The sequence below is a fragment of the Janthinobacterium sp. GW460-12-1-14-LB5 genome (assembly GCF_059423585.1).
The window spans coordinates 1-599 of the sequence record NZ_JBWKYD010000076.1; the positions used below are offsets into that span (position 1 = coordinate 1).

General features: G+C 64.6%; 1 protein-coding gene. It reads left to right on the forward strand.

The features are described 5' to 3' along the window. A partial coding sequence (locus AC07X6_RS28605; RefSeq protein WP_494793230.1) for an aldehyde dehydrogenase family protein occupies nucleotides 1–599 on the forward strand: 599 nt, incomplete at both ends.

Genomic DNA, 599 nt, shown 5'->3' on the forward strand with positions numbered 1-599 from the left:
GTGCAGGGAGATAAAGAAGCCGTCGATGGCTTGCTGCACCACCCGGACGTGCGCGCCGTCAGTTTCGTCGGTTCCACGCCGATTGCCGAGTATATCTATGCGACGGGCTGCGCGCAGGGCAAGCGCGTGCAGGCGCTCGGGGGCGCGAAAAACCACATGGTCGTCATGCCGGACGCGGATATTCCCCAGACGGTGGACGCCCTGATGGGCGCCGCGTTTGGTTCGGCGGGCGAGCGCTGCATGGCCATTTCCGTCGTCGTGGCGGTGGGCAATGTGGCGGACCAGCTGGTGGAAGCCCTGGTGCCGCGCATCGCGGCGTTAAAGATCACGCAAGGCATGGATCTGTCGGCCGAGATGGGCCCCGTGGTGACGCAGGTGCACAAGGACAAGATCGCCGGCTACATCGCCACGGGCGTCAAGGAAGGCGCCAAGCTCATCTGCGACGGGCGCGGCTTCGTGCTGCCCGGTCACGAGCACGGCTTTTTCCTCGGCGGCAGCCTGTTCGATCACGTCACGCCGGAGATGACGATTTATAAGGAAGAAATCTTCGGCCCCGTGCTGTGCATCGTGCGCGTGCCCGATTTTGCCACCGCGCTGGA